Genomic DNA, 1,606 nt, shown 5'->3' with positions numbered 1-1,606 from the left:
GGTTTTGATGACACCGGCGGTATGGCAGCGATCGCGCAGCTGGATGCGAAGCTCGCGGATTTTGCCACACTTACCGCGTCGGGCCGACTGGAAACTTTTGGCTTCGGAAGTGTTCAGCAGCGTATCGGCGAACGCTCGCGTAACCTTACACAGGAGTATGGATTTTCGTCCAATATCGCATTGGATAAATTGCTTCCCGCCAGCTGGGGTTTCAGTATCCCGCTTTTTGTAAGTTATGACCGGAGGAATGTCAAGCCGCACTTTAACCCGCTTGACCCGGATACTCCGCTGAATACATCACTGGACAATTTGCTGACGGACGAGGCACGTGACGGCTACCGGCGCATGGTAGAAGAGAATGCGGTAAGACGCGGGATTAACTTCTCGAATGTGCGCAAGGTCAAAACGAAGCCGGGTGCGAGAAACCATTTTTATGATTTTGAAAACTTTTCGTTCACTTATGCATTTAGCGACGATAAGCGGCGCAATGTATTGACGCAGGAGTATAACCAAAGAATGTATAAAGGTGGGATTTCCTACGTGTACAGCAGTCAGCCAAAAGCATTTGAGCCATTTAAGAAGTGGACACCCAAGAACAGGTGGGGCGAACTGATCAAGGATTTTAATCTGACTTTGCTGCCAAATATGGTTGCGCTGCGAACGGATGTAGACCGGCGTTTCCTGAAAACACAGCTGCGTAATGCGGACCTTACCACCGAAGGTATTCAGCCGCTTTATGAAAAATACTTCTGGTTTAACCGCTATTATGATTTCGGCTGGAATCTGACCAGGAATATGACGCTGACATACAGCTCGTCGGCGAACTCCATTATTGATGAGCCAATGGGCGACATTGATACCGGAGCCAAAAAAGACTCACTTTGGACCAACTTCAAGAAACTGGGAAGGATCAAGAATTTTGACCAAAAAATTGATCTGACCTACCGGCTGCCGCTCGACAAAATACCGCTGACAGACTGGATGACGGCGGATTACAAGCATTCAGTTGCTTACCAGTACCAGGCGAATGCACTTGGGCTGAGGGATACAACCGGGCTGCCTTTCGGCGATATTATCCGGAACAGCAGAGAGCGCGGGGTTACGGGTAAAGTGGATTTTGTGTTGCTCTACAACAAGTTGCGATATCTGAAATTCGCCAATACACCTTCGGCTGGCCGCAAAAATTTTGCAAGAAGCCCGGGTGATATCGAGGATATTGATATGCGTACAACCGATGTACTAAAAAGTCTGACCCGCGCACTGATGACGGTTCGAGGTATCAATGTGAGCTACTCAGTGCTGGAAACCACTGCATTGCCTGGCTACCTGCGCGCGCCGCAGTATTTTGGAATTGACAATACCAATGCTCCCGGCTTGCCTTTCGTGCTCGGTCAGCAGGACAGGAACTTCCAGAAAAAGGCGGCGGAAAATGGTTGGATTACGAGAAGTGACCAGCAAAATATGCCGTTCCAGCAAACTATCGCGAAGAACTTTTCTGCCAACACAACTTTGGAACCATTCAAGGATTTCAGGCTGATTATTGAGGCAAGATTGACGCGGCAGGATGCATATCAGGAGTTTTACCGACCTGATTCGAGCGGTGCAT

The 1,606-nt window shown here is 49.0% G+C and carries 1 protein-coding gene; it reads left to right on the top strand.

What is annotated here, in order from left to right; translation table 11 throughout:
• Positions 1-1,606, top strand: a 1,606-nt coding sequence (gene sprA, locus ACTIE6_RS17025) for a cell surface protein SprA (protein ID WP_439557784.1), incomplete at both ends; no start/stop codon positions are given.

The sequence above is a fragment of the Dyadobacter sp. genome, from assembly GCF_051859145.1.
GTDB lineage: Bacteria > Bacteroidota > Bacteroidia > Cytophagales > Spirosomataceae > Dyadobacter.
This window is presented reverse-complemented; position numbering and strand designations above follow the sequence as displayed.